Below are 26,500 nucleotides of genomic sequence, written 5' to 3'. Positions count from 1 at the left end.
GAAAAAAAAGAAAAATATCAGACTATACAATAAATTATATTTACCATTGCTTTTTAAAATATAATTCAATTCAATGAAACACAATAAAATATAGTGGACATGGTGGAATTAAGCATAATAGGAGAATACTGAATCGAACTCCCCATAAATAATAGGCAATAAAAAAATGAAGCAAACATGATAAGGAAAATATTAATTTTTTTTCCTTATCATAAAATTTAAAGTTGGAAATTATCATTGGGATCAATTAATGTTTTCTTTATACAATACGGATGAATAGGTTTTCTATTAGTCAGTCTTTATAAAGAAACTGTACCATCAGGAGTTGATAACCCATACTTATTATATAAATTGATAAGCTGAGCAAGAGAAGTCACATTAAGTTTTTTAAAAAGTCTCCTTTTATATATACTTACTGTAGATTGATGAAGTCCTAATTCATTAGCTATTTCTAAAAGCCCCTTCCCCTTGACTAAATAAAAATAAACGGTTCTTTCTCTATCTGATAAAATTTCTAACCCTGAACGAGAAAAAGAGCTTATAACTTTGGTTGTATTTATAAAGTCATATAATAATTCTGGATGATAATAGTACCCTTTGTTAAAGAAAGATTCAAAGCCCTCACGAAGTATAGATTCATCATATCCTTTACTGATCACAGCATCAACTCCCTCACAAACATATTGAAGAGATATTTCTTTTTTACCACCAGTAAAAATCATAATCTTAAGATTTGGATTGAGGTCCTTTAGGTTTTTGATTGTCGATTCAAAAAAGGTATCCAACATTTCAATATCCAAGATAAGAATATCATAGTCACACTTGCTCACTTTATCTATAAGAGAATTTTTATCTAAAGCAAAGTCAATAAGAATATTTTTACTTATTTTTTTCAAAATAAAAGAAGTTCCTTTGATAGCAACATTATATCTATCCGCAATAAGAACTGTTTTTTCCATAATTTAGATTTTAATTGTATTTTTTAGTTTTATTTAAATATGTATTCTAGTTGTTCGTGGATATATTCATTATGTAGTGTAAAGTCTTTTCTTTTTTGATTCCGGACTATTTCCATAACAAAATCCGGTTCCAATAGAAACTTCATCATTGCATTTTTCAACTCATATTTTGAAAATCCTGTGAGATAGCCTGTTTTATTATGATCAATTATTTCCATTACTCCGCCTACGCAAGTACTAATTAATGGAATATGGAGAATCAATGCTTCCGCTACGGCAAGAGGATAACCTTCATAACGGGAAGGCTGGATATAATAGTCCGCTTTAGCAATATAAGGGTAGGGATTTTCTTTGAGTCCCAACAGTAGAAAAGAATTTTCAACATTTTGCAATATGATTTCTTTTTTCAACGATCTATATTCAGGACCATCTCCAATGACTATAATTTGATGATTGAATCCTTCTTTAATTAACTCACTATGAGCTTCTATAAGAATATCATACCCTTTCTGATCCACTAGCCTTCCTACAGAAACAAAGGTTTTTACAGGACGCTTAAACAACATCCATTCTTTTAAATCAAAACTTTCTAATGATTTTGACCTAATATCTTCTATATTAAACGCGTTATAAATACACAAACTATTGTAAACGTATTGTTTCAAATAGGTTTCAAAATCCCCTTTTGTCTTATGGGAAACAAATACAGTGAGGTGGCATTTGTGCATCATCGATACAATTTCTTTTCCATAGACCTGAGAATAAAAATGAAGATCTGCATGAAACCAGTTGAGTTTTCTTGAATGTTTAAATGGACTGTTTACAAGATCCTTTAAAGAGGAGTCCACCATAGCAATTTCTATGTCAGGAACTATATTCAATTTCTTTTTTAATAAAGTTGGAAACAAACAATATTTTCCAAGGATTATATAGTTTTTAGTACGATGTAAGAGCCTCTGTATTCCATTACAATTTGGTTTTTCTATTCCTTCTACTAAGAAGAATATTTTTGTATTTCTGGGAATTTCTAATAATAATTCACCTTTAAAACTATTAAGTAAAAGTATAGGTTCATACTTGGAGCTATCTAAAAAATTGATAATATTTAACATAGCCTTTTGGGCTCCGCCCATCTCCATGGAAGGGATGCGAAAAAGGACCTTTTTTTTCATATGCTTATATTTTGTCGATATGGGTGGTAAACAGGATATCTCAATTCTATAATGAATAGGAAATAATATATCCTATATCAAGAGAAAGGCTTTTATCAGAATTCAGTATTAAAAACCGGGAAGGAATGATTAAAAACTTCCCGGCGAACTAAAAATACTTATCATAAAATAAAGAACGTTCATCCTTAGATAAGATCAGGGTGAATTCCAATAAAAATACTAACGTTCATAAAGACAGCTTAACCATTTCTTTTTTATAATGTTATTATTCATAATTTTCTCTTTCCAATAGGTTGAATGGAATCCAGAAGTTTTCACTTAAAATAATTGTCAATTTAATTAGGAGCTTAAAATTATATACTACACTCTTTTAAAAGGACTTTTAACATACTCTTTCGGCTTACATCATAATTATGTTTATGACCCTCTTAAATAAGTTATCGAAAAGGATCTATTGGTAACCTTATAATTAGATTGGGCAACAAGAAGGAAAGCCCTCCATTATCATACAAATTACTACCTGCTTCCACACCACTCATACTATCGAATTGATAAATATTAGCCCCCTATTTAATATCAGAATCTGGGTTTTATACTTAACTCTATTATAGTTTAGTAATAACAAAATTAAGAGTAGTGGTTGGCGGATTAGAAATAAGCGGTCTCCTAATTCGCAAATCTGCTCCTGCAAAAGTGTGATGTAATGCTATTCTAATTCTAGCAGGCTCTGTTACTTCAACAATTGCAAATGCATTAGCTCCTTGGGTATTAGTACTAAATGGTGTATCAAAAAATGTTGAAAAAAGCGTATTGTAACTACCTGGACTAGCATCTGATGTACCTGAAACAATCATCAATACAGCATCTAAGGCAGTACTTACAGCATAAGAAAAGTTAGCATCTATTCTATAAATTCCGGCTTGCGGTAATACAATATAGTCTGTATTAGCGCTTCCATCTGTCCCTCCATCCACTATGGAAGCACCTAATGTATTAAGAATAGTTGTTCCTAAATTAGTGAGTTCAAAATAGCAGTAATCAGAATCGACATAACCGTTATAAGTACTTCTAAAATAAAAAACAGGTGTAGAACCGGGAGTAAATTTACCTACCTGACCTGTATTGTCGTTGATAGCTAATGCAGAATATGGTCCTATTACAGGAAGAGTATTTTCAACCTGAAGTGGTGAATTTATACCGTCTCCTACAATATGTACCTTAGTAGTAGGTGCATTGATTCCAATTCCCATATTTCCGTTATCTAGAATTGTCACTATTTCTGAATTAGAAGAATTATTGATCTCTAATGCTTTGGTAGAATTTGTATTCCCTTTAGAAACAATATCCAACGTAGCACTGGGATTTTCGGAATTAATTCCCACCTGGCAAAAAGTCACATTACTTGTTAATAGTAAGATAATCAAATATTTTCCCATTTTTAATAATTTATAGTTTAATTTGCCTTTATTGCGAATAGGTAATCTTCCCCATTCAGATTAAGGAACATAGTATTGGTTCCATTGTTAGTAGCATACTGTCGTGACCCTGCATCCCAAATATATAATCTAACAGGATTATTGGAGGTCACATTCACTTTTAATACCCCTCTAGTAAACATCCCGAAAGTATATCTCGCTGCCATTCCAGGATGTAAACTTTCATTTGTGGCATCTCCATTAGAAGTTTGGTTGAATAAAAATTTGTTATTATCAATATAAGAATATCCAGATCCATCCTGAAAAGCAGTATCAGAACTTGATAAGGCTAATCTGGAGCAATAAACGGTATTAGCTGCTGTCGCTCCATTTACAAGAAACCCCATATATATAAACCATTTTCCGGTTGTAAGGTCAATATAAGAGTTCATATATTTCGTATCAGATGCATCTGTTGTCTTAGCATAGGGGGTAATAGTCTGAGGTGTAACCCCTGTTATCGTTGTAATTCCCCCACCAACTACCGGATCTTGCCATGTCCCAACCCCATTAGAATCTGTCGTAAGTACCCTTCCTCCTGACTGGGATCCATCAAGTATTCTTATAGCACCTGCCGTTGTAGAGTTTATATCTAATCTAGTAGAAGGAGTCGCTGTACCTACCCCCACATTTCCAGTAGAAGTAGCAATAACATCATTGGCTTGTTGCCCGATCGATGGCATTCCTGTAATTGGATTATCTTTGGCTCCGTCTATATGTAAAGCGTCCTGTGGATTAGAAGTATTAATTCCAACCTGCCCCAATAAACGAGCTGATAATAACACCAAGATCAAAAATATTTGAGACTTTGTTTTTTTCATAGCTATTTGATTTTAATGATACATTAAGAAAGCTTATGCTATCTGTTTCAAGATATTATATTGGGATTAGTTTGCTTTTATTCCGAACAAATAGTTTTCTCCATTCAAAGTAAGGTACATGGAATCTGTAGCATTGTCACTGGCATAATTTCTTGAACTTGCATCCCACAGATATAACCTTACAGGAGTAATTACATTTACTTTTATGATTCCTGCACTAAATAACCCAAAATTAGGTACTGCGGGGCCATTAGAAGTTTGTGTAAGTACAAACTTGTTGCTATTAATATAAGTATATTCGGGACCGTCCTGAAAAACGGTAGAAGAATCTGAAAATCCAAATCTCGAACAGTACGCTGTATTAGCTGAAGTGGCGCCATTTACAAGAAACCCTAAGTATACAAACCATTTACCGGGGGTAAGGTCAATGTAAGCATTCATATACTTATTAGAAGACGCATCATTGTGTTTAGCATAGGGAGTCAAAATTTGAGGAGTCACTCCTGTGATAGTTGTAATTCCTGCGGCTACTCCTACATCTTGCCAGCTACCAACCCCGTTAGCATCTGTTGTCAGTACCCTTCCTGCCGATTGGGATCCATCTACTATTCTGATAGCACCTTGCGTTGTAGAATTTATCTCTAATTTTGTAGAGGGTGTTGTTGTACCTACTCCCACATTTCCAGCAGAAGTAACAACAAAATCATTCGCTTGTTGAGCCACCGAAGGAGTTCCTGTAGCTGGATTATCTTTAGCACCATCTATATGTAGAACCCCTTGAGGATTGGTGGTGTTTACTCCCACTTGAGCAAAAGAAAAACTACCCATCAAGAGAGCAATAATGCTCATATTTAAATTTCTCATAATTTTATTTTTAAGTTAACATTATATATTATTAGTTTCTAAGCTAAACATGGTCATCTTTAAAAATATACTTATCAAGTTTTGCAATCAATCCAAATCCTATCTCAACCTCAAACATCATTTTTTTGATACTATTTTTAGGATACCCAATTGTATAGTTATCTCATAACCTCGTTCAGTTTATTCTTAAGTACATCACCGAAAATATTCACGGCAACTATAGTCCCATCAGGCGCTAGCAAAAGATTGGAGGGTAAAAAGTTAATTTTATAAAAAGTCGCTATCTCTGAGGAAAAATGTTTAAAATCACAAAGTTGTATCCATGGTAGTTTATCTTGTCGTACCGCCTTCAGCCATGCTTTCTTATTCTCATCTAAAGAAACTCCCACAACGGTAAACCCTTTGTTTTTATACTGTTCATACAATACCCGAACATTCTTATTTTCCATTCTACAGGGACCACACCAACTCGCCCAAAAATCAACTAAAGTATATTTTCCTTTAAAAGAGCCAGTGGATACTTTTTTCCCCTCCATATCGGGTAGAATAAAGTCTGGAGCTTTTTTACCCATTAAATCTTTATTAAACTTTATCAACTCTTTCTCTTTTTCAACCCCCTTTTCAAGCGAACCTATATAGGAAGCTAGCTCCTTTGAATCTGGAAATTTTTTAAGCAGCCCTGTGGCCGTAGCAAGAGCATCTTCCCATTGTAGCTCAGGGTTTGAAGAAAGAATATAAATCGCCACCGTTGCATTGGAAACATCAGCAATAGCATTGGTGTATTGAATATTTAGATTTGAAAATAATTGTTCTCTTTTGGTTTTTAATTTATCTGGGTCATTCTTTTGAGCTTCTAGTTTCTCTAATTGCGTATAATATCCCTCTCTTTTTACTATATAATCTTGCAGATCTTTGCTGGCCACAGATCCTCTAATCTCATTCTCTGCCGGATTTGACATATTCAATTGAACATTGATATTTTCTGTATCGTTAACTAACATACACACTCTTCCTGCTTTCGAATTTTTTGATAATGTCAATGAAAAAAGATGCTCGTCTGTATATAAGGTTTTTAAGGTAAAGCTTCCGTCCGACTTGATTGTACAACTATCTGCAAAGCGGTTTATATTTTTCTCAAGACTATTTTCCTTCAAGTAAATAATCTTATCCTTATGATTTTTTATCGTTCCAGTAACTGTAAAAGTCTTATTGTTTTGTCCTAAGATAGATAATGGTATCATACTCATCCATACTATAAAAAGTAATTTCATATGGTAAATAATTAATGATTAAAGAATATTAAAGGAAGCTAAGTCTCTCCTCTATATTAAAGAAGAGATCTTAGCGCCCATGGAAAATAATCCATCACTTGTGTTTCTAGAATTGTAAAAATAAAATTCATTATAGATATCGAATATTAAATAAATAGTATAAACTAATGTAAAATATCTTCTAGCTGCTCCAAAACTCTTTGATTGTAATGATCAAAATCTATCACCTTTTGGTTTTCACTTATATGGGACACAAAATCTTCATCCGTTAGAAATCTTTTAATCCCCTTTTTTAGATCATAACTTGAAAAATGAGTAAGTAATCCTGTTTTATTATGAGATACAATCTCTTTTACGCCTCCCACATTTGTACTGATCAATGGCTTACCTAAAATCATGGCTTCTCTTATCGACAAATGATAGCCTTCATACCGGGATGACTGAATATAGTAATCTGCCTTAGCTATATATGGATACGGGTTTTTCCGATTTCCAAGAAGTAAAAAAGTATCCTCTACCTTCAATAACTTAATCTTTTTCATGAGAGCTTCATAGACAGGTCCGTCCCCAATTATCATAATTTTGTGATTAATTCCTTCCTTTATTAATTCTGCATGAATCTCAATTAATAAATCATATCCTTTCTGAAAAACCAATCGTCCTACAGAAACAAATATCTTTTCATCCTTAAACAACCATCTATCTTCAAAATGAAGAGTAATAAGAGATTTTTTTCTAATCTCTTTCACATTAAAAGTATTATAAATACATACACTATTGGAAACCGATATTCCTAAATAATTTTCAAAATTGTATTGAGTGCTTTGAGCTGCAAAAACACTTGTATTACAAAGATTCATCATTCTCCCCATTTTTTTTCTATAGTACTTGGAGAAAAAGTTAATATCAGAATCAAACCAATTGATTTTTGTAGAGTTTTTAAAAGGACTTTTCATAAGCCCTTTTAGTGAAGAATGCACCATCGCAATCTCAATATCAGGAACATCTTCTATTTTAGACCATAATAATTCGGGAAAACATATATATGCAGCAAGTAGTCTATGTCTTTCCATACGTTGAAAAAGCCTCAATATACTATGGGAAGACAGTTGAGGTTTTCCTTTGGCAATGAAAAACACCCGAATATCACTGGGAATATCGTTGAGCAATTCTCCTTCATTAAAATCCAGTAACACCATAGGCTCGTATCGAGCTCTATCTAAAAAATCCAAAAGATTCAAAAGAGTTTTCTGAGCTTCTCCCATTTCCATTGAACGAATACGAAAAAGAATTTTTTTTCTCATTAACTTGATAGGATTTTCAAATTATAATTATGATTGGTGAATCAAATCTTATGTATCTCTTAATAAAAAAGTCCGAGAACAAGGGAAGTCGCTCCCGGACACAAAAAAACACTTTATTAAAAAAAATCTATATGATATTGTAGTAAATAGAGGCTATTATTTCTCACTTTATACACAGCTTCTTGCGAAGCCATTCTCCAAGCAGATAAGATCCTCCGCCTCATTGAGATTACTTTAGCTCTTATAGTCTCCGAACTGAACATTCCAACATTATACGAACCTGCAATTTTAGAAGAGGATATTGTTAATATAAATATTTGTTGAATCGTGAGGATAGCTCCATTTATTTTTTTTAAACACATAGCAATACAAAAACTAACTTAAATATCTTTTTTTCCATTTGGCTATGGTATGCCTACTCGTCCTGAAATGATTAGCTGTCTGACTATTATTTAGTTTATTCTTTTTTTGAAAATCCAAGATCTGCAAAATACTGGATCTGGAATAAGATCGATGGCTTTGATTAAAAGCTTCCGTAGCTTCGTCCTCTAGCCCAAATATCTTTTTATTAAGCTCTATAACATCGAGTACAGATAAACTTTTTTTATTGAGTAGACGTGAACATTCCTCTATTTTATGAGGAAATTTTCTATTCAAAATATCCATAAAAATCCGTTGATAATCAACCTTTGATTTTTTCATCTATTCTTTTTATTATTGTAAGCAATATATCTTATGTTGATACTTTATATTTATCCTTCCATTTATTTAAGGTGCTTTTAGGAATTCCATACTCTTTTATTATTTCAACTGCCTCTTTTTCTCCTGTTTCCATTATTTCCAGCACAAAATCTATAATTCCTTTAGTATAGATATTCTTCCGAAACTGACTGGCTTGTACACTTTTTAAATTCCCTCCCTTATTTTTATCCGCAGAGGCTTTGGGAGCATAGAGAATAAGATGTTCAGAATATATCCTGAAAAAGTCATACTGTAAAAGTAGACTCCACTTGAGTAAAACTTCGGAATCCAATGTTTCTGCTTCGTACATACTTATGATTTCATCTTGAGTAGAACTAAAAAAGCTGCACACGTGAGACATTTCAAGCCCCTTCTCCAATACACCTTGTTGAACTAAGTTCCCTAAATGAAAAGTTTTGAAATTGAATTTATTTTTTCCCATTAGATTTACATTAAATGATTCGATTTTTTTCAAGATTATAATGTTATCTTGTTCGATTTTTTTTAACTCCTTAAAAAGGATAATTGAATAAAAAACTCAATACAACAAAGGAGAGAAAAACCCGAGGGATCATTTTTTCATACCCCTCGGAAGAAAATTTTATATAAAAATTAAAAAGTATTATTTTTCATTACTCTCCAATACATCTGACTGGCATAGTCCAGAAAGGACTAGTAGCAGTAGCTCCTCCGCCCGGAGCAACAAAATAATTTGCAAGACCAGGATCTGTAGTTGAAGCCCAAAGTAGTGCATGAGAATTTACATAAGCAACAGGATAAGCAGTAGCAGATGTTCCATTTCCAGCAAGTGGTAATGTAAGTTTAGTATTATTAGGACAAGTAAATTGAACCGCTACACCAGGATTGATCGTACTCGTAGGATTACCATCCATCCCTAAATAAGCTGGGGGAGTATTTGCAGTCACTGTTAAAGTTACCCAGTCTTGTTTAGTAGGCACTCTATATCCAGGAGGACAAGGATCGAAAGATGTTTTAGTTGGACCCCACGATCCAGACACAACAGTTGAACTACCTGCATCATATTTATTTCCCCATAAATAATACCCTCCTCTAAGTGCCAGATCTGTAGCAGAAGTTGGATGATCGGGATCTAATGTTGTATCAGCTCCCAAATTATGTCTCAACCATTTTTGAGATCCACACATTACAGAAGGTGGACCGCTCTCCGCCACTGTGATCGTAGCATCGCACGCTTTGTCACCCAATATTACATGAACATTCATTGATCCAGAACTCGAAGGTGTTCCATTAATACTATATGTAAGAGTTCCATTGCCCGTATTAAGAGTTCCTGCTGCACGACTGAAGGTTAATCCATTCACTGTAACTGTTTCAACAGGATAACCAGCTCCATTTCCTCCTGTATAAGGAATCGTTAACGTCCCCCCTGTAACAGAACTACCCTGAGTCAAAGTAGATGGATTAAATGTCGCATTTCCACAATCAAGAGTGGTAACTATTGGAGGTGTTGTTCCTGTCACCGTAATAGTCGCATCACACGATTTGTCACCTAAAGTTACATGAACATTCATTGGTCCAGAAGCAGAAGGTGTTCCATTAATACTATATGTAAGAGTTCCATTGCCCACATTAAGAGTTCCTGATGTACGACTAAAAGTTAATCCATTCACTGTAACTGTCTCAGCAGGATAGCCCGCTCCATTTCCTCCTGTATAAGGAATCGTTAAGGTACCGCCCGTTACAGAAGTACCTTGGGCTAGTGTAGAAGGGTTAAATGTGCCACTAGCACAATCAAGCGTTGTTACTATTGGAGGTGTGGTGGAACATTGATCCTTATCCAAAGGTTTCCATGTACCCATATTTACTTTATTTTGATTGGCAGGCGCTGTACTTTCAGTATCATTAGTTACATCATTGTCATAATACCAAAATCCACGACATAATGTTCCGTCCGTATTTCCAATTGCCGCTACCCCTGATGTTGCCGTATTAAAAACAATAAAGCCATCATAATAATTATAGTAATTAGTAACCGTTCCCAAAATGTCAGGTGCCGTAGGCGAAAAAGCAGTAAACTTTGTTAAATCTGTTCGGGGAAACAGTAATCCTTTTCCTATATTAGGTTTACTTTCATTATTAAAAGTGGGATTTGAAGATGCATCGATAAAGGCAGAGCTGTTTGGTGCCGAAGTATTTGCCGCACTATTCCCTATTCTTACTTGCCCATAAAAAAGACACCCAAAGGTTAAACAAGCCAAAGGGGCTATCTTTTTTTTACTAATAAATGTATATCTCATTTTTTATGTTTTTCAAGTTATTACAATGTTTTAAGCCATTAATTTTTATATTTTCCAATATTTGATGATCTTTTGAATAAAAACATCTGTGTCAAAGTCTATATCTAAACTCTATTACAATCTCATTCATTATCTTTAATTTCTTCACACTAATGAAGATGATGAAAATCCGGGGAATATTTTTAGATATCCCCCAGAGGGAAAGCGCTGAATATTTTATAAGCTTCATTTGTAAACAATACCTAAAACTTATAATTACAATGCATCTTCCTTATTCACCAATATAAATCATCACTATGTCGTTTATGAATTAAAAAATAGTAGTAATAGCTATTCTGCAATACAGCGTACAGAATGACCTTCTATTCGATAACCGGCACTAGAGGATGGATTTACAGAACTGCTATTAAACCCAAAACTATATGCGGCAGGATTATTTTGGGTAGTATAATAAGAAGTACTACTCCAATACATCCCAACTTCATTACGCATTTGTAGCACCCCTCCTAATGTTGGATTATTGGGAATACTTAAATGAGAGCGAAAGCCTGCTGCAGGGAAAGTTAATTTATTTGATCCACTTGTATATGTCAATGCCGAACTAAAGAGTGAAGCATCATCGCCAAAAGGACCTATACGACCAACCGAGCTACAACTATTTAATGCCTGCCATTCAGCTTGGGTAGGAACTCTAAATCCTGGAGGACATGGGTCATTTGATGTCCTGGAAGGTCCCCAAGAGCCATCTGATGCATCATTAAAATTCCAAGTAACTGGACCTGCATTTGCTTGATCTTGGCTCTGTGTTAATATCGGGTTGATTCTCCCCCACTGATATTTATCCCCATGAATTCCAGCAACAGGAACATTAGGATCCAGTGATTCATTTGCTCCCAAATTATGCGTTTTCCAAGTTCTGCCATCACACATTGTAATCTGCTGCCCATTTATAACTATAATATTAGCATCACACGATTTGTCACCTAAAGTTACATGAACATTCATTGATCCAGAAGTCGAAGGTGTTCCATTAATACTATATGTAAGAGTTCCATTGCCCGTATTAAGAGTTCCTGCTGCACGACTGAAGGTTAATCCATTCACTGTAACTGTTTCAACAGGATAACCAGCTCCATTTCCTCCTGTATAAGGAATCGTTAACGTCCCCCCTGTAACAGAACTACCCTGAGTCAAAGTAGATGGATTAAATGTCGCATTTCCACAATCAAGAGTGGTAACTATTGGAGGTGTTGTTCCTGTCACCGTAATAGTCGCATCACACGATTTGTCACCTAAAGTTACATGAACATTCATTGGTCCAGAAGCAGAAGGTGTTCCATTAATACTATATGTAAGAGTTCCATTGCTCACATTAAGAGTTCCTGATGTACGACTAAAAGTTAATCCATTCACTGTAACTGTCTCAGCAGGATAGCCCGCTCCATTTCCTCCTGTATAAGGAATCGTTAAGGTACCGCCCGTTACAGAAGTACCTTGAGCTAGTATAGAAGGATTAAATGTGCCACTAGCACAATCAAGCGTTGTTACTATTGGAGGTGTAGTGGAACACTGATCTGGACGCATTGGCCTCCATGTCCCCAAATTCAATTTATTTTGATTGGCAGGCGCTGTACTTTCAGTATCATTAGCTACATCATTGTCATAATACCAAAATCCACGGCATAGTGTTCCCTCTGTCCCTCCAATCGCAGCGACTCCTGAAGAAGCCGTATTAAAAACAATAAAACCATCATAATAGTTATAATAATTTTCCACCGTCCCCAAAACTTCAGGTGCTGTAGGCGAAAAAGCAGTAAACTTTGTTAAATCTGTTCGGGGAAACAGTAATCCTTTTCCTATATTAGGTTTACTTTCGTTATTAAAAGTGGGATTTGAAGATGCATCGATAAAGGCAGAGCTGTTTGGTGCCGAAGTATTTGCCGCACTATTACCTATTCTTACTTGTCCATTAAAAAAACTTCCAAAGATTAAAAACATCAAAGGGCCCGTCTTTTTGACAGAAATAAATATATGTCTCATTTTTGAACTTTTATTTATTGTATTATGAACCCGTTATCCATTCCCAAGATCCTGGACCAGTGCCCCCAATGTAAATCAATATTCCCCCTCGTTGAGCGAGTACACCGGTAGTAAAAGGACTTCTAGGATGGGGCACAATTTCCATGAATTCTAATGAAATATTAGAAACATAAATCTTTTTTCCTCTCTTAAGTGTAGGGTCAGTTGTTTCATTAGGTAAATTCAAAGTTTGACCCGAACCCGAAGGATTTAACTTAAGAAAATCATCTGTTACTAATACATTATAAGTTGCCGTGATCTCAGCAGGACTTATATTAAATGTAGAATCAGAGCTACTTCCTCCTCCTACTGCCTTCCATTTTGAAGTAGAATTGTCATAGTAATAGAATCCTGCTGCCGATATATCTGATGTTTTTACGGTCGTCCCCGTTATTGAGGAGGTTACAAAAACCAGTGTTCCATTTTGATCAGAAGCATATGCAGCATCTTTTGCTGCAAGTTCAGTCACTGAATAGCGAGGAACGAGAACACCATCAGGAACCGTAGGAGAAGAAACTCCCATAACATCTAAAGTGGACTTAGGTTCGGTTGTATTAACTCCTACCTGCCCGAATGCAAATGTACCTACAGCAATTGTAAGTGTAATAAATGTTTTTTTCATTTGTTGAGTGTTTTATATTAAAAAAAATTTGTTTTATCAAAAGAGCGGCATGTAATAATTCATAAAAATCAGTGCATGCCGTCTAACTATACGAAAATCTCAATCTTTACCTTTTCTTGTTTATTAATATCCAGACTCACTTGTTTCAACATAAGCCAATACATCATTTAAGTCTATTTACCTATAGAAATTATTTTTACCTAGCCTATTAAATAAAAACATAATCTATGTATTGATTTCCCTTGAAATTAGTATTATCAACTGTTTTTATTCCCACCTGGTCGAAAATGAAATTAAATCTGAATTTTTTTAGCAAGCCCCATCTGTTGTTAATCGGGACAATATCCAGAGGTCACCTTCATAACCTCCGGAATATTAATTACGATGAAATGTAATTTTGATAAACCTCCAAATTAAATCCCATATTCAGCTTACTAACCAGCATCTGATATCAGATTTGACAAAGAAATAAATCCTATTAAAAATTAGCCGTGTGAAAATAGTAGGGTGTCATTTTTTTTCATTTTATTTAATAAATATTTCATGTTCAAAACATTATACTCATATGCGCAATAAAACCTAAAGCTCCTATGTAAAGCCTGATTTTTTCGCATTGTATTTGTGTATTCTTTTTATTAGTCTATTTCAGACTAATAATGATAAATATTTATCTGAGACTAACCATTTTACCAAAAAATAAAGCAATGAAAGGGGTTTGTGGAAATATTTTTTTATTTTTTTTTCTTATATTTGAATAGGAGATAAGGAAAAATATTTGCCCCAAGTAACTATTTTTTAATAATTTAAATAAAATTATTGTTTTTTATAAAATAATTATTATCTTTGTGTTATTAGTCTGAAATAGACCAATAATTTATATTATTTTTGTGAAAAATATAAATTACATCAAATTTTTCAGAATGACCTTTTCTTATTATTTATCGCCTAATATTAAAAATCGTAAAAATCAAATTTTTCTTTCTTTTTCTCCAGAGGCCGAATCAGATTATTCCTATCATTTTAATACTCCTTTTTATATCAATATTGAAGACTGGGATCATGTAAAAAAAAGACCTAAAAACATTTACTGTAAAAAATTTAAGCAACTTAATGTGAAGCTTAATAGCATTAAAATAGAACTGGCAAAACTTATTCAAACTAAAAAATTAAAAAACAAAGCCCCTTCTTCAAAAGTCATTTCAGAAATAATTAAAAAAATAAGTATTGATGAACAACAAAAAAATTATTCTGAAGAAAGTCTCCTTCACATGATATCTCAATATCTCGATGCCAAAAAAGAAACACTTTGCCTTTCCACCTATAGAAGATACTTGGTATTTTTCAGACTCATTGAAAAATTTGAAAGCTTTATAACCAAACATATATTATTACAAGACGTCAATTCTGAGTTCATCCAATCTTTTTATTTTTTTGGAAAATCAGAACAATATTCGGAGAGTACAATTAAAAGAACAGTCGAATTTGTAAAAACTATTTTAAATTATGCGGAAAGAATGGGCTTTGCCACGCATGTAAGAAATTTGGAGATTCCAAAAAATAAAAATCCTAAAAGAATCATTACGCTTAATGAAAAAGAATTAAAAAAAATAAAACAAACAGAGGTTCCTGCAGATCTCCAAATCGCTAAAGACTGGCTTCTCATAAGTTGTTATACCGGTCAAAGGATTTCAGATTTTATGAGATTTAATAGTAACCAACTGATCAATATAAATGGAAAAATATGCATTTCTTTTATTCAGCAAAAAACAGGAAAAGAAATCATTTTACCACTTCATCCCACTGTATTGGATATTCTCACAAAGAATAATAATAATTTTCCAAAAGCCATGGATAGAAGTTTATATAATAAACATATCAAAGAAATTGCAGATTTATCAGGAATTAAAGAATTTGTGAAAACCCGCAAAAGAATAGGATTTAGGAGTAGGGAAATGCAAATAGAAAAATTTCGAAATATAAGTAGTCATATTGGCCGGCGTAGCTTTGCATCGAATTTTTATGGTAAAATTCCGACTCCTTTATTAATGCAAGCCACCGGACATAGCAGTGAAAAAATTTTTCTTAATTATATAAATCCCGTAAATCATGAAGGAATAATGGCTCTCGGAAATTATTTTGAAGAAATATATTCCGGTAAACAAAAAAAATAAATATCTATTTATAAAAAACCTACTGATTCGAGCGGATCTGATACAAAAGTTAGGGTAATCTTTACATCAAAAATAATTTGATATAAAGATTACCCTCTATTAATTATCTAGATTCTAAACAAATTTTCAATTATTCAAAAAAGGAATTGAAGTAAAGAAGTTATTATACTCAATATCAAAGAATAATAAACTAAGCTCGGGACAAAAATAGAAACAAAATTTCAAAACCCTTCTAATACAAAATAATTTTTCAGAAACTCTCATTTTAACTTATTAACTAATGTTAATAAGGTGTATTGATCTATGGAAAATACTATATTATGCTTACAGAAAAAGAAGAGAGAATATCTTTTAAAGATTAGTAGGAAGCTACTTGTGAAAGGAAAATTACCTTTATTTCATCCCTAGGGCTTATTAAATAAAGAGGTTGCCACTAAAATAAGTTGGTCAAGTAATTCTATTCATCATATTTTAAAAAGTCCTTAACTTTACCTCTATGTAGATGTTAAGATAACTAAATAGAAACTCAAAGATAGGAAAACTAAAATATTTATTCCGAATCCTAATCCATTTAAATTATTCAATGCAAGTAAAGCAAGTATTAAAGGTTTTGTAAAAAAAATGGACAAAAAAAAACCGAAAACCATTTAATATGATTTTCGGTCTATGTACCCCAGGCGGGACTTGAACCCGCACGTTCTTACGAACACAGGATTTTAAGTCCTGCGTGTCTACCAGTTCCACCACCAGGGCATGGAGTGGAGCGAAAAACGGGATTCGAACCCGCGACCCCAACCTTGGCAAGGTTGTGCTCTACCAGCTGAGCTATTTTCGCATACTGTGCGGATGAAGGGACTCGAACCCCCACGCCTCTCGGCACCAGATCCTAAGTCTGGCGTGGCTACCAATTACACCACATCCGCGTTGTTTTTAAGTTTATTTTAAAGAGCTTGTTTCGTTTTTGTGAGTGCAAATATAGGGCAATTTTCTTTAATTGCAAGCATTTTCTCAAAAAAAAATATTTTTTTTGCTTTTTTTTTCTCCGAGCCCATTTATTACATTTCATTTTATTACTTTTACACTGTTAATATTTATGATATGGAATTACAAGGAACTGTAAAGAAACTTTTTGATGCTCAGACATTTGCAAGTGGTTTTCAAAAGAGAGAGATGGTCATTTTGACCCAAGAACAATATCCACAACCAATCAATATAGAATTTTTGTCTGATAAGATCAGTTTATTGGATAATATAACAGAAGGAGAGAATGTGAAAGTAGGAATTAATATCAGAGGAAGAGAATGGACTTCTCCTCAAGGGGAAACAAAATATTTCAATTCAATTACAGGATGGAGAGTAGAAAAAGTATTTGAAAACAATGCTGAGCCTACTCAAGCTATGCCATCTCAAACTACATCTTCTGTTTCCAATGAAAATCCATTCGCTGGGGACGATGATGATGATTTGCCTTTTTAATATAACTAATATTAGAATAAATAATAGAATCCTGCTTTACTCAAGTAGGATTTTTTTTCCAAAATGGTTCGACTAGACGAAAACGAAATTTCATTTCCCGATCCTGAGCTTTATGATGGCCATAAAGGCATCATTGCTTTTGGAGGAGATATCTCCTTAGAGAGAGTTTGGCTAGGATATCAGTTGGGAATATTCCCTTGGTATAATCCCGGCGAAGAAATTTTATGGTGGTGCCCAGATCCTAGATTTGTGCTATTCCCTCATGAATTGAAGGTTTCCAAGTCTATGAGAAAACTATTGAATAAAAATTTTTTCACTTTTACAGAAAATCAGAATTTTAGGGAAGTTATTAAAAATTGCCAACAAACAAAAAGAAAAGGACAAGATAGTACGTGGCTCTCCAATGAATTGATGGATGTATTTATAAAACTTCATGAATATGGTCTGGCAAAAAGCATTGAAGTATGGAAAGATGATGAGCTAGTAGGCGGGCTTTACGGAATACAAATCGGAAAAGTCTTTTGCGGAGAAAGTATGTTTGCCAAAATAAGCAATGCTTCCAAAGCTGGATTTATATATTTTGTTGAAAACAATAAAAAAAACATAAATCTCATTGATTGCCAATCCTATACAGAACATTTAGAAAGCTTAGGTGCAAAAATGATCCCTAAAAAAGAATTTTTAAAAATTTTACATACAAAATAATGAATGCAGATAAAGAAAAATGGATCCTATTAATTGTATTAAGTATTATTTGGGGTTCTTCCTTTATATTAATTAAAAAATCTTTAGAGCACTTTAATCCTTTCCAAGTGGGAGCTTTAAGATGTCTTATTGCCGGAATAATTCTACTTCCCCTTGCGATTACAAAATATAAATCATTTCCTAAGAAACATTTGAAATGGCTTATTTTAGCTGCATTTACAGGGAATTTCATACCGATGTTCTTATTTCCATTAGCTGAAACGGAAGTAAGCAGCAGCATTGCAGGAATCGTTAATTCCATGATGCCTATTTTTGTTATCATCGTAGGTGCGCTTATCTGGAAGTTTGAAACCACAAAAAAGCAAATTATAGGAACTTTAGTTAGCTTTACGGGGGTTTGCTTACTTGCTTTTGGAGGAGATGGAGAAGGCGGGAAATTCAAATTAATTCCTATTTTACTCTTGTTATTAGCTACTTTATGCTATGCAATAAGTACTACTACTGTCAAATCTAAGCTCATGGAAGTGTCCTCAACAATCCTATCTGCTTTTGTATTTTCGTTTGTCATATTCCTTCCATCACTTATTTCGCTAGCATTCACTGGATTCTTTTCGGAGTTTACCTTTTCAAAAGAGAATATGCTTGGGCTGATGTTTGTCAGTTTATTATCTATTTTCGGAACAGGATTAGCCATGATGATGAATTATAGACTACTAAAAGTTTCAACCCCTCTCTTTGCATCCACAGTAACTTTACTTATGCCTATTGTGGCAATTATTTGGGGAATTTTAGATGGTGAAAAATTATCTCTTTTACAATATTCCGGAGCTGGAGTTATTATAGGAGGACTCTTATTTTTAAGATCAAACAACTCATCAAAAAAATAAATCCTGCAAAAATGCAGGATTTTTATATTAAGATAATTACACTTTTATTCTTTTTGCCAAAAATCAATTCTTTTTCTTGACTTTTGCCTTGGCTTTCTTCACCTCATCTTTAATAAAAGGATATTTTTTCTGCATATCCGGAGCTAAAGAAGGATCTAAAGACAATGCTTTTTGAAGGGACTCAACTCCTTTTTCTTGTTTTTTTAGGTTAAAATAGCAATTACTTAACTGATAGTATAACTCTGCCCTATCATGTCTTTTAAGAGCTTTAATTAATACTTCTACAGCTTCTCCATACTCTCCTAAAAGCATCAACACTTCCGAATAAGCATACCAATTATAAAATCTTGATGGTTCAGCTTCTACTAGCTTATCCAAGCAGGAAAGACTTTCTTCAAATTTACCGGAATCTATAAATAAAAATGCAAGCCTTTTCTGATAATCAAGGTTCGTTTCATTTAACTGAGTAGCTTCTTTTGCAAAGTGCAAAGCTTCAGACATTCCCCCCATCTCTTCATATAGGTAAGACTGTTCCATCATGGCAAGATAAAACTGTGGGTCTTCTCTTAATGATTTTTGAAATGCGTTTAATGCAAGAATAGGTTGCTTAAGAGCTTTATGGCATAATCCTATCTTATAATAAGTGAAGGCTTGGGTATATTCCAGTTCAAGCATTTCCTTATACACATCAATCGCATTCTGATATTTTCCTAACGCCTCATAGCAAGCGGCTTTATTGGCATAGACACCAACAGAATTTGAATTAATTGCCAATAAATAATCATATCCTTTTATTGCCTCTTCATAATTCTTTTTATTAAAATAGAATTGTCCATACTCTAGCCAAGCAGTTTCAGAGTAAGCAAACTCATCCAAATATTCATTAAGAAAAGCGATGGCTTCTTCACTTCTATTTAAATCATTAAAGCATACCATACAATTTTCTAATGCATAGTCATCCGTAGGATCTTCCTGCAAAGCCTTTTTATAGTGCTTAAGAGCATTAAATGGATCACCCAAGTTCACGTATTCATCAGCAATAAAGTTGTGAAGAAAATTTTCTTCTTCTCTAAGCTCTAATGCCTTTTTACAAATCTCAATTGACTTTCTAGGGTTTCCTAAATTGGAATAATATTTAGCATAACAAACTAAAAAGTCTGTATTTTCCATTGATGAGCCTTTCAATTCATCAATAAGCTCCTTTGCCATATTATATTCCTCCCATTCCAGAAGTACCTCCAGTTTTTTAATCTTGATACCTAAAGAATTAGGATGAAGCCTTAAGCCATAATTGACGGCTGTATCTGCATAATTAAAATCACCTAGTTCTAGATAGTAAACAATAATATCTTCTAACTCCTCTGTATCAAAGTAGAATTCATCATTGTTTTCCATCATTTCCTCGAACTTTTTCACAAGTTCATTTCCAAAATACTCTTCCAATATAAAATCGTTTTAAGATTTAAGACTTGAGATATGAGATATACAAATACTCGGTTCTGAAAATCTTAATACTATAAAGTTAATAATTATTATTGTTTAAACTGTTGAATCAGTATTAATTTTTTTAAATCAAGCTATTAATTTTAGCTATCATCGTATCGGCTAATTCATCTGCTTCTTCCTGAGATTTAGCCTCTGTATAAATTCTGATAATAGGTTCTGTATTCGACTTACGAAGGTGGACCCAATTATTTTCAAAATCTATTTTTACTCCATCAACAGTTGATACTTCTTCATTTTGATACTCTTTTTCCATTTTAGTTAAAATCTCATCTACATTAATTTCTGGAGTCAATTCAATTTTCTTTTTACCCATAAAGTAACTTGGATAGCCTGCTCTAAGTTCAGAAACCGTTGTGTTTTCTTTTGCTAAATGGGTTAAAAATAATGCCACTCCTACTAAAGAATCTCTTCCATAATGTAAATCCGGATAAATAATTCCACCATTTCCCTCACCCCCAATTACGGCTTTTTTCTCTTTCATTAAGGTCACTACATTTACTTCTCCAACGGCACTGGCAAAATATTCTGAGTCATGTGTGCGTGCAACATCTCTTAATGCCCGACTTGAAGATAGATTCGAAATAGCAACTCCATTTTTATTTTTCAACAAATAATCTGCAACGGCAACTAATGTATATTCTTCTCCAAACATCTCTCCTTTTTCATCAATCAAAGCCAATCTATCCACATCAGGGTCTACTACAATACCAAAGTCTGCATTTTCCTTTTTAACTAATTCACAAATATCTCCCAAATGTTCTTTCAATGGCTCCGGATTATGGGGGAAATGTCCGGTGGGATCACAATACAATTTTATGGTTTCACAGCCAAGCTTATCCAATAACATAGGAATAGCAATACCCCCTGTGGAATTTACCGCATCTAGGACTACTTTGAATTTCTTAGCTTTAATCGCTTCGGCATCTACCATGGGTAAATCAAGGATCTGTTGAATATGAATATCAAAGGCATCCTCTCTCGTTTCATATTGACCCAGCTCGTCCACTTCAGCATAGTTAAAGTCTTCATTTTCTGCCAAAGCTAAAACTTCTGCTCCATTTTCCCCACTAATAAATTCTCCTTTTTCATTCAACAATTTAAGCGCATTCCATTGTTTCGGATTATGAGATGCCGTAAGGATTATACCTCCATCTGCATTAAGCTCAGGAACCATTATTTCAACAGTAGGCGTTGTAGAAAGCCCCAAATCAACAACATGAATCCCTAACCCTTGTAATGTGGCCGTTACCAAAGAGGAGACCATTTGACCAGAAATTCTGGCATCTCTTCCAATAACAAGTGTTAAATCTTTTTTATTTTTATTATTTTGAAGCCAGGTTCCAAATGCCGAGGCAAATTTCACAACATCAAGAGGAGTTAAGTTGTCGTTCACTTTTCCTCCGATAGTCCCTCGAATTCCTGAAATACTTTTAATTAATGACATTATGTTTTTATTTATTTTTAACTTTTAATTTTCTGTGCAAAGATAATTAAAAAGACTTTTATCTTATAAGATTGGTATTTTTTTACTAATTTTTTCATAGCTGTTTCTAACCACTTTGGGTGGGGCAAAACGATATCCTACATAAATAAGCCCATAGATATTGTTATTTTCAACGGTAGCATGTTTTGCTTCATTATAGAAATGGGAATTAAAATTAATTTTGCCTCCAAACAAAAACCGGTCTGTATTATATCCTATATGAAGTCCTCCTGCAAATCGTGAAGTAAAATATTGTCCCTTTTCTTTGGTTACTTCTCCATTATCTCCAATATCTTCATAATTGGCAAATTTTCCTCCAAATCCTAGAGCCAAATAAGGAGATATGTTGATCTTTTTAGCAATTATCCAATTATAAAAATATCCCATATTAGCCCCTATATCAAAATCCGTATCTCTAGTTTTTTCCCCATCAACAATATTATTAAAAATAGTGTATTCATAATCTAAAAATGGCATGAAGCTCCCACCACTTTTCTTTTGCCACTCTCCTTGAGTATATACACTTTTCAATGAAGCGTTTTTATTGAGAACATACGCCGTAATTCCTCCAAAATTTCGCACCTTAAAATCCGGTAGCTGAGGATAAGGCTCTTTTCCTACTTCAAAGGAAGGATCAATTTCTTTTGCATTTTCAACATAAAATCCTTTGGCTTTTCTATAATATACGGTCTGAATGAAGTTGTTTAAAAAAAGTCTAAATCTAAAGTCTGTATAAGAACTATGCCCTTTTAGATCATTTTCATTATTTCCCGGAATAAAATGAGGTGCAAAAGATAAAGATGCACTTATAATTTTGTAATCGAGAGATAAAGATGTATTGACTCTATTGTTTATTGAAAGGATTACTTTTTCTTTAAATGAATGATCAGATAGAATATATTTTTCAATATTGGTATCCAAGTTGAAACGGATCATCACCTGATCTGCATAGGACTTAATATGAGTAGTATCCTCCTGTCCTTTTGCCCAAAAAGCAAAAAAGAACAATAAGCAAACGAATAATTCTTTGATTTTCAATCTTAATGTGTTTTAATTTCAAGAATGAAATTACTACATTTTTTTTAAACCATAATCAAATCTATCAAGAACACCCGCAATCTTTATCACAATTTGTTCTTTTTGAATTGAACTTTTTAGGAGCAAAATTCTTCTGTATTACTTTAAATAAAGAATAACAAGCAAATGCAACAATAAGTAATACAATGATATACTGTAAAATTAATGAAGATTCCATTATTTTAAAATCTGATATATTATCATCGACACAAAGTATGCCAAACCTGTCATCATGGCTACTTGTAATCCAGTCCATTTCCAACTTTTAGTTTCTCTGTAGACTACTGCAAGGGTCGAGATACACTGCATTGCAAATGCATAAAATAAAAGTACTGAAATCCCTGTTGCAAAGCTAAATACTTTCTCACCATTGGGCTTCACATCTCGTCGCATTTTATCAATTACTTTAACTTCAGGAGCATCATCTTCCAAACTGTATAAAGTGGACATTGTTCCTACAAATACCTCACGCGCCACAAAACTCGTCAGGATCCCAACTCCCATTTTCCAATCATATCCTAATGGCTCAATAAGAGGTTCTATTCCTTTTCCCATTTTTGCCAAATAAGAATGATCTAATTCTACATTCGAAGCCACCCATTCAGTATTTTTTTGTTTTGGTCCAAAATAGCTTAAAAACCAAATGATAATACTAACAATAAAAATAATTTTACCCGCACCTGTAATAAAATCCCAAACTTTGCCCAACACCATTTTAAAATCATAACCAAAAAGCGGTTTTTTATACGTTGGAAGATCCATTACCAAATATGTTTTTCCTTTATTTTTAATAGCTTTATTAAGAACCGCAGCCGAAAGCAAAGCAACAGCAAAACCCAAAAAGTACATTCCCATTAGAACCAAAGCTTTATATTTTATTCCTAAAAAAGCTCCGTCTGATATAATCAATCCGATAATAATACTATAAACCGGCAATCTTGCTGAGCATGTCATAAAAGGAGTCACGAGAATCGTTAATAATCGTTCCTTAACATTTTCAATATTCCTAGTTGAGATGACGGCCGGAATTGCACAAGCAGTTCCTGAAACCAACGGAACAATACTTTTCCCATTGAGTCCGAATGGTCGCAAAAGACGGTCCATTAAGAAAACAACTCGCGCCATATATCCTGAGTCTTCCAATAAATACAAGAAATACAACAAAATTCCAATTTGGGGAGCAAATACAACAATACCTCCAATTCCTGGAACAATTCCGTTAGATATCAATGAATTAAGTGGTCCTTCTGGTAAATGATCTCCGGTAAAAGCAGATAACCAGGTAAAAAAATTCTCAATCCAATTCATGGGATATTCTGCTAAAAAGAAAACACTTTGGAAAATAATCAATAAAATCACAAAGAAAAATATATATCCCCAGAATTTATGTACCAAAACTCTATCTAGCTTTTCGGTCAATAGTTCTTTAAATTGTTGCTTCTTAGAAATAACATCGGTCAATACCTTATCAACAATTTGATATCTTCTTACCGTTTCCTGAACTTGTAATCTTTTAGGTACTAAACTTTTAAATTCAGGTTCATTGAGCAGTTCAGCGATAGATTCTATTTTTTTAAGATCTTTACCTAAAGATATGTTCACCCAGGCTTTATATTCATTTTCAAAACCCTTATGAACCAATTTATTAATAAAATCTTTATGCTCATTAGGAGTATCAAAAGATATGGTATGAGCTTTCATAAAATCATTTTTATCAACAGCTTCCCTAATCTCATCTATCCCTATCTTTTCCTTGGCATTGGTCTGGATAATCTTTATTCCTAGAGCTTCAGAAAGTTTTTCCATATCAATAGTAATGCCTCTTCTTTCTGCCTGATCAATCTGGTTAACCACTAGAATCATTGGAATCCCAAGATCTTGTATTTGTTGAAATAAAAGAAGCCCCCTCTTTAAGCTCAGTGCTTCCAGAATATAAATTACTCCCTCATAGTTTTTTTGCTCATCAATAAGAAATTTCGAAAAAATCGCTTCATCTTCAGAACTTGGGTAGATGCTATACGAACCCGGCAAATCTATTACTTCAACTTCTTGGTCTTTATATATATAATTTCCCGAATGACTTGCAACAGTAACCCCGGCATAATTCCCGGTCTTCTGCTTTTTGTTACATAAAGAATTGAAGACTGTTGATTTTCCTACATTCGGGTTTCCAACTAAAAGTACCTTTTTCTTATTATTCTCCCCCATTAGTTCAGTTCTTCTACAATAATATAATTTCCTTCTTCTTCACGAAGAGCAATTCGACTCTTCTCTTCTCCGAACTCTACATACATCGGTCCATTAAAAGGTGCCTGGTATAATATTCTAAATATGGTATCCGGAAGAAGCCCCATTTCTATAATTTTATTAGGCATCTTTAGATGATCATTGTCATACCCCAAAATCTTCCCTTTTTTATTCTTAGGGAATCTACTCATTTTATGCAAATCCGTCTGTTTCAAAGCCAATTTTTTGTGGTCACAAATATACGCTATTTAAATTTAATCTAAATAGGGCATATTGTTAAAGAAATCAACCCAAATACCAGATCGTATTTGGGTTGATGACAATATATAATTTAGTTGATATGAATGTCTTCTTACTCTTTTAGGCCTATTTTTTTCTATTTTTTAATTGCTTTTACTAATTCAATCGGATTATCATTGGCATTGAAAAAATCTTTATACATTTTTTCTTGCTTCTTCATCATATCTCCTACTGTTCCATCCATTCCCGGTATTGATTTAGACATTACATCTTGTGTCATCATAGGCCTTACTGTTGCAAATGGATCTTTCTTAAAGTCATTGAATGTTTTTTCAAATTTTTCTCTCGACAACTCATTTACTTTCAAATTCATTCCCGAAATCTTTTCTGTATAAGATAATTCTTGCCAATCTTGAACTTTTTTATTTCCTTGCAGCACCCACGAATAATTTTTATCTGCATCTTCAATTTTTACGATAAGGCCTGGCAGACCAGAGAATTTATATGGCCCATCCTGAAAAGGTACATCTGTACTGAACCAAGCCGTCCATTTTCTACCTCCAAATTCTGTCGTCGCTTTTTGAGCATTATAAGATCCTATTTTTTCTTTATCAGTAGATATTTTCCAATCAAATTTGATTGTTTCATAGTAAGCAATCCCTAAAGGAGTGAAACCACTCGCTATTCTTTCTATATATTCCACTTTCATTTCAGGATAGGATTTGATAATCTTCTCGGAGAATTTCGGCATTTTAATAGATTTTGACAAATCTTTAAAAACCCCGGATTTTTGCATGGCTTCAACTTGAACTTTAATAATAGAATCTTGACCTATGACCGTATAATCTCTATATATAGATCTATCTTTCACAATATCAAGAACTGTCATTACCTTCTCAAGTTTTGCAGAATCTTTTTTGGGTTTAAAAGTTAATTCATAAAAGAAACGATTTGCAGTTTCCTTGGATTCATTATCCTGCGCACTTATAAAAACAAATAGTGCAATAAAGAATGTCGAAAATAGTTTTTTCATTTTTTTATGGATATTTACTAATTAGTTAGTCTCTCCTAACTTTTGTTACAAATTTTATTAATTATTTTTTTATTCTATGGATAAAGAA

The 26,500-nt window shown here is 33.3% G+C and carries 22 protein-coding genes and 3 tRNA genes; 4 read left to right on the top strand and 21 right to left on the bottom strand.

The genetic code is table 11. From position 1 onward, the window contains the following. Positions 1-299 precede the first annotated feature (299 nt). The 12 genes from CHRY9293_RS12805 to CHRY9293_RS12750 form a co-directional block, all read right to left on the bottom strand. Positions 300-959 (bottom strand): response regulator transcription factor, encoded by a 660-nt coding sequence (locus tag CHRY9293_RS12805; RefSeq protein WP_162033335.1) that lies wholly within the window; start codon positions 957-959, stop codon positions 300-302. A 29-nt stretch (positions 960-988) separates the two neighbouring features. Next, positions 989-2,131 (bottom strand): glycosyltransferase, encoded by a 1,143-nt coding sequence (locus CHRY9293_RS12800; protein ID WP_162033334.1) that lies wholly within the window; start codon positions 2,129-2,131, stop codon positions 989-991. A gap of 605 nt (positions 2,132-2,736) precedes the next feature. Then, complete coding sequence (locus tag CHRY9293_RS12795) at positions 2,737-3,567, bottom strand: hypothetical protein (RefSeq protein ID WP_162033333.1); 831 nt, start codon at positions 3,565-3,567, stop codon at positions 2,737-2,739. Between the two features lie 17 nt (positions 3,568-3,584). Then, positions 3,585-4,427: a hypothetical protein gene (locus CHRY9293_RS12790; RefSeq protein WP_162033332.1), complete on the bottom strand. Its 843-nt coding sequence runs from the start codon at positions 4,425-4,427 to the stop codon at positions 3,585-3,587. Positions 4,428-4,493: 66 nt separating this feature from the next. Then, on the bottom strand, positions 4,494-5,291 hold the full coding sequence (locus CHRY9293_RS12785) for a hypothetical protein (RefSeq protein WP_162033331.1): 798 nt from the start codon (positions 5,289-5,291) through the stop codon (positions 4,494-4,496). Between the two features lie 158 nt (positions 5,292-5,449). Further along, complete coding sequence (locus tag CHRY9293_RS12780; protein ID WP_162033330.1) at positions 5,450-6,562, bottom strand: TlpA disulfide reductase family protein; 1,113 nt, start codon at positions 6,560-6,562, stop codon at positions 5,450-5,452. A 164-nt stretch (positions 6,563-6,726) separates the two neighbouring features. Next, positions 6,727-7,866, bottom strand: a complete 1,140-nt coding sequence (locus CHRY9293_RS12775; RefSeq protein WP_162033329.1) for a glycosyltransferase — start codon at positions 7,864-7,866, stop codon at positions 6,727-6,729. Positions 7,867-8,241: 375 nt separating this feature from the next. After that, positions 8,242-8,568, bottom strand: coding sequence for a helix-turn-helix domain-containing protein (locus CHRY9293_RS12770; RefSeq protein ID WP_162033328.1), 327 nt, complete (start codon positions 8,566-8,568; stop codon positions 8,242-8,244). Between the two features lie 31 nt (positions 8,569-8,599). Next, on the bottom strand, positions 8,600-9,049 hold the full coding sequence (locus CHRY9293_RS12765) for a transposase (RefSeq protein WP_162033327.1): 450 nt from the start codon (positions 9,047-9,049) through the stop codon (positions 8,600-8,602). Between the two features lie 190 nt (positions 9,050-9,239). Next, positions 9,240-10,886 carry an FISUMP domain-containing protein gene (locus tag CHRY9293_RS12760; RefSeq protein WP_162033326.1) on the bottom strand — a complete coding sequence of 549 codons (1,647 nt, stop codon included), beginning with the start codon at positions 10,884-10,886 and terminating at the stop codon, positions 9,240-9,242. Between the two features lie 330 nt (positions 10,887-11,216). After that, a complete protein-coding gene (locus CHRY9293_RS12755) occupies positions 11,217-12,926 on the bottom strand; it encodes an FISUMP domain-containing protein (RefSeq protein WP_162033325.1) in 1,710 nt (569 codons plus the stop codon). A gap of 22 nt (positions 12,927-12,948) precedes the next feature. Then, positions 12,949-13,587 carry a hypothetical protein gene (locus CHRY9293_RS12750; protein ID WP_162033324.1) on the bottom strand — a complete coding sequence of 213 codons (639 nt, stop codon included), beginning with the start codon at positions 13,585-13,587 and terminating at the stop codon, positions 12,949-12,951. A gap of 920 nt (positions 13,588-14,507) precedes the next feature. Here CHRY9293_RS12750 and CHRY9293_RS12745 point away from each other — a divergent pair. Continuing rightward, a complete protein-coding gene (locus CHRY9293_RS12745; protein ID WP_162033323.1) occupies positions 14,508-15,758 on the top strand; it encodes a tyrosine-type recombinase/integrase in 1,251 nt (416 codons plus the stop codon). A gap of 669 nt (positions 15,759-16,427) precedes the next feature. Here CHRY9293_RS12745 and CHRY9293_RS12740 read toward each other — a convergent pair. From CHRY9293_RS12740 to CHRY9293_RS12730, 3 genes are all read right to left on the bottom strand, one after another. Continuing rightward, positions 16,428-16,511: transfer RNA gene (locus CHRY9293_RS12740), tRNA-Leu, on the bottom strand. Positions 16,512-16,517: 6 nt separating this feature from the next. Next, positions 16,518-16,593 (bottom strand) — tRNA-Gly (locus tag CHRY9293_RS12735). 6 nt (positions 16,594-16,599) lie between these two features. Continuing rightward, positions 16,600-16,681: transfer RNA gene (locus CHRY9293_RS12730), tRNA-Leu, on the bottom strand. A 175-nt stretch (positions 16,682-16,856) separates the two neighbouring features. On the opposite strand from CHRY9293_RS12730, the gene CHRY9293_RS12725 reads away from it, so the two are divergent. The 3 genes from CHRY9293_RS12725 to CHRY9293_RS12715 all read left to right on the top strand — a co-directional run bounded on the left by CHRY9293_RS12725 (position 16,857) and on the right by CHRY9293_RS12715 (position 18,826). Then, positions 16,857-17,234: a DUF3127 domain-containing protein gene (locus CHRY9293_RS12725; protein WP_122545989.1), complete on the top strand. Its 378-nt coding sequence runs from the start codon at positions 16,857-16,859 to the stop codon at positions 17,232-17,234. A 63-nt stretch (positions 17,235-17,297) separates the two neighbouring features. Next, on the top strand, positions 17,298-17,939 hold the full coding sequence (gene aat / locus CHRY9293_RS12720; RefSeq protein WP_162033322.1) for a leucyl/phenylalanyl-tRNA--protein transferase: 642 nt from the start codon (positions 17,298-17,300) through the stop codon (positions 17,937-17,939). Further along, the gene (locus CHRY9293_RS12715; RefSeq protein WP_162033321.1) at positions 17,939-18,826 is read left to right on the top strand and encodes a DMT family transporter; all 888 of its coding nucleotides are present in this window, start codon (positions 17,939-17,941) and stop codon (positions 18,824-18,826) included. Before aat ends, CHRY9293_RS12715 begins: the two co-directional genes overlap by 1 nt. Before the next feature lie 63 nt (positions 18,827-18,889). Here CHRY9293_RS12715 and CHRY9293_RS12710 read toward each other — a convergent pair whose 3' ends face one another. The 6 genes from CHRY9293_RS12710 to CHRY9293_RS12685 all read right to left on the bottom strand — a co-directional run bounded on the left by CHRY9293_RS12710 (position 18,890) and on the right by CHRY9293_RS12685 (position 26,412). Then, positions 18,890-20,269, bottom strand: coding sequence for a tetratricopeptide repeat protein (locus CHRY9293_RS12710; RefSeq protein WP_162033320.1), 1,380 nt, complete (start codon positions 20,267-20,269; stop codon positions 18,890-18,892). Positions 20,270-20,393: 124 nt separating this feature from the next. Beyond that, on the bottom strand, positions 20,394-21,776 hold the full coding sequence (gene glmM, locus CHRY9293_RS12705) for a phosphoglucosamine mutase (protein ID WP_162033319.1): 1,383 nt from the start codon (positions 21,774-21,776) through the stop codon (positions 20,394-20,396). A 63-nt stretch (positions 21,777-21,839) separates the two neighbouring features. Continuing rightward, complete coding sequence (locus CHRY9293_RS12700) at positions 21,840-22,853, bottom strand: DUF4421 family protein (RefSeq protein ID WP_162033318.1); 1,014 nt, start codon at positions 22,851-22,853, stop codon at positions 21,840-21,842. Between the two features lie 216 nt (positions 22,854-23,069). Next, a complete protein-coding gene (feoB, locus tag CHRY9293_RS12695; RefSeq protein WP_162033317.1) occupies positions 23,070-25,100 on the bottom strand; it encodes a ferrous iron transport protein B in 2,031 nt (676 codons plus the stop codon). Then, positions 25,100-25,330, bottom strand: a complete 231-nt coding sequence (locus tag CHRY9293_RS12690; protein WP_122545570.1) for a FeoA family protein — start codon at positions 25,328-25,330, stop codon at positions 25,100-25,102. The genes feoB and CHRY9293_RS12690 overlap by 1 nt, the downstream gene beginning before the upstream one ends. Positions 25,331-25,515: 185 nt before the next feature. Then, positions 25,516-26,412 (bottom strand): GLPGLI family protein, encoded by an 897-nt coding sequence (locus CHRY9293_RS12685; protein ID WP_162033316.1) that lies wholly within the window; start codon positions 26,410-26,412, stop codon positions 25,516-25,518. Positions 26,413-26,500 lie beyond the last annotated feature (88 nt).

It is taken from the genome of Chryseobacterium potabilaquae (assembly GCF_902728265.1).
Lineage (GTDB): Bacteria > Bacteroidota > Bacteroidia > Flavobacteriales > Weeksellaceae > Chryseobacterium > Chryseobacterium potabilaquae.
The sequence above is the reverse complement of the archived record's forward strand: the minus strand, read 5'-3'. Positions and strand labels throughout refer to the sequence as shown.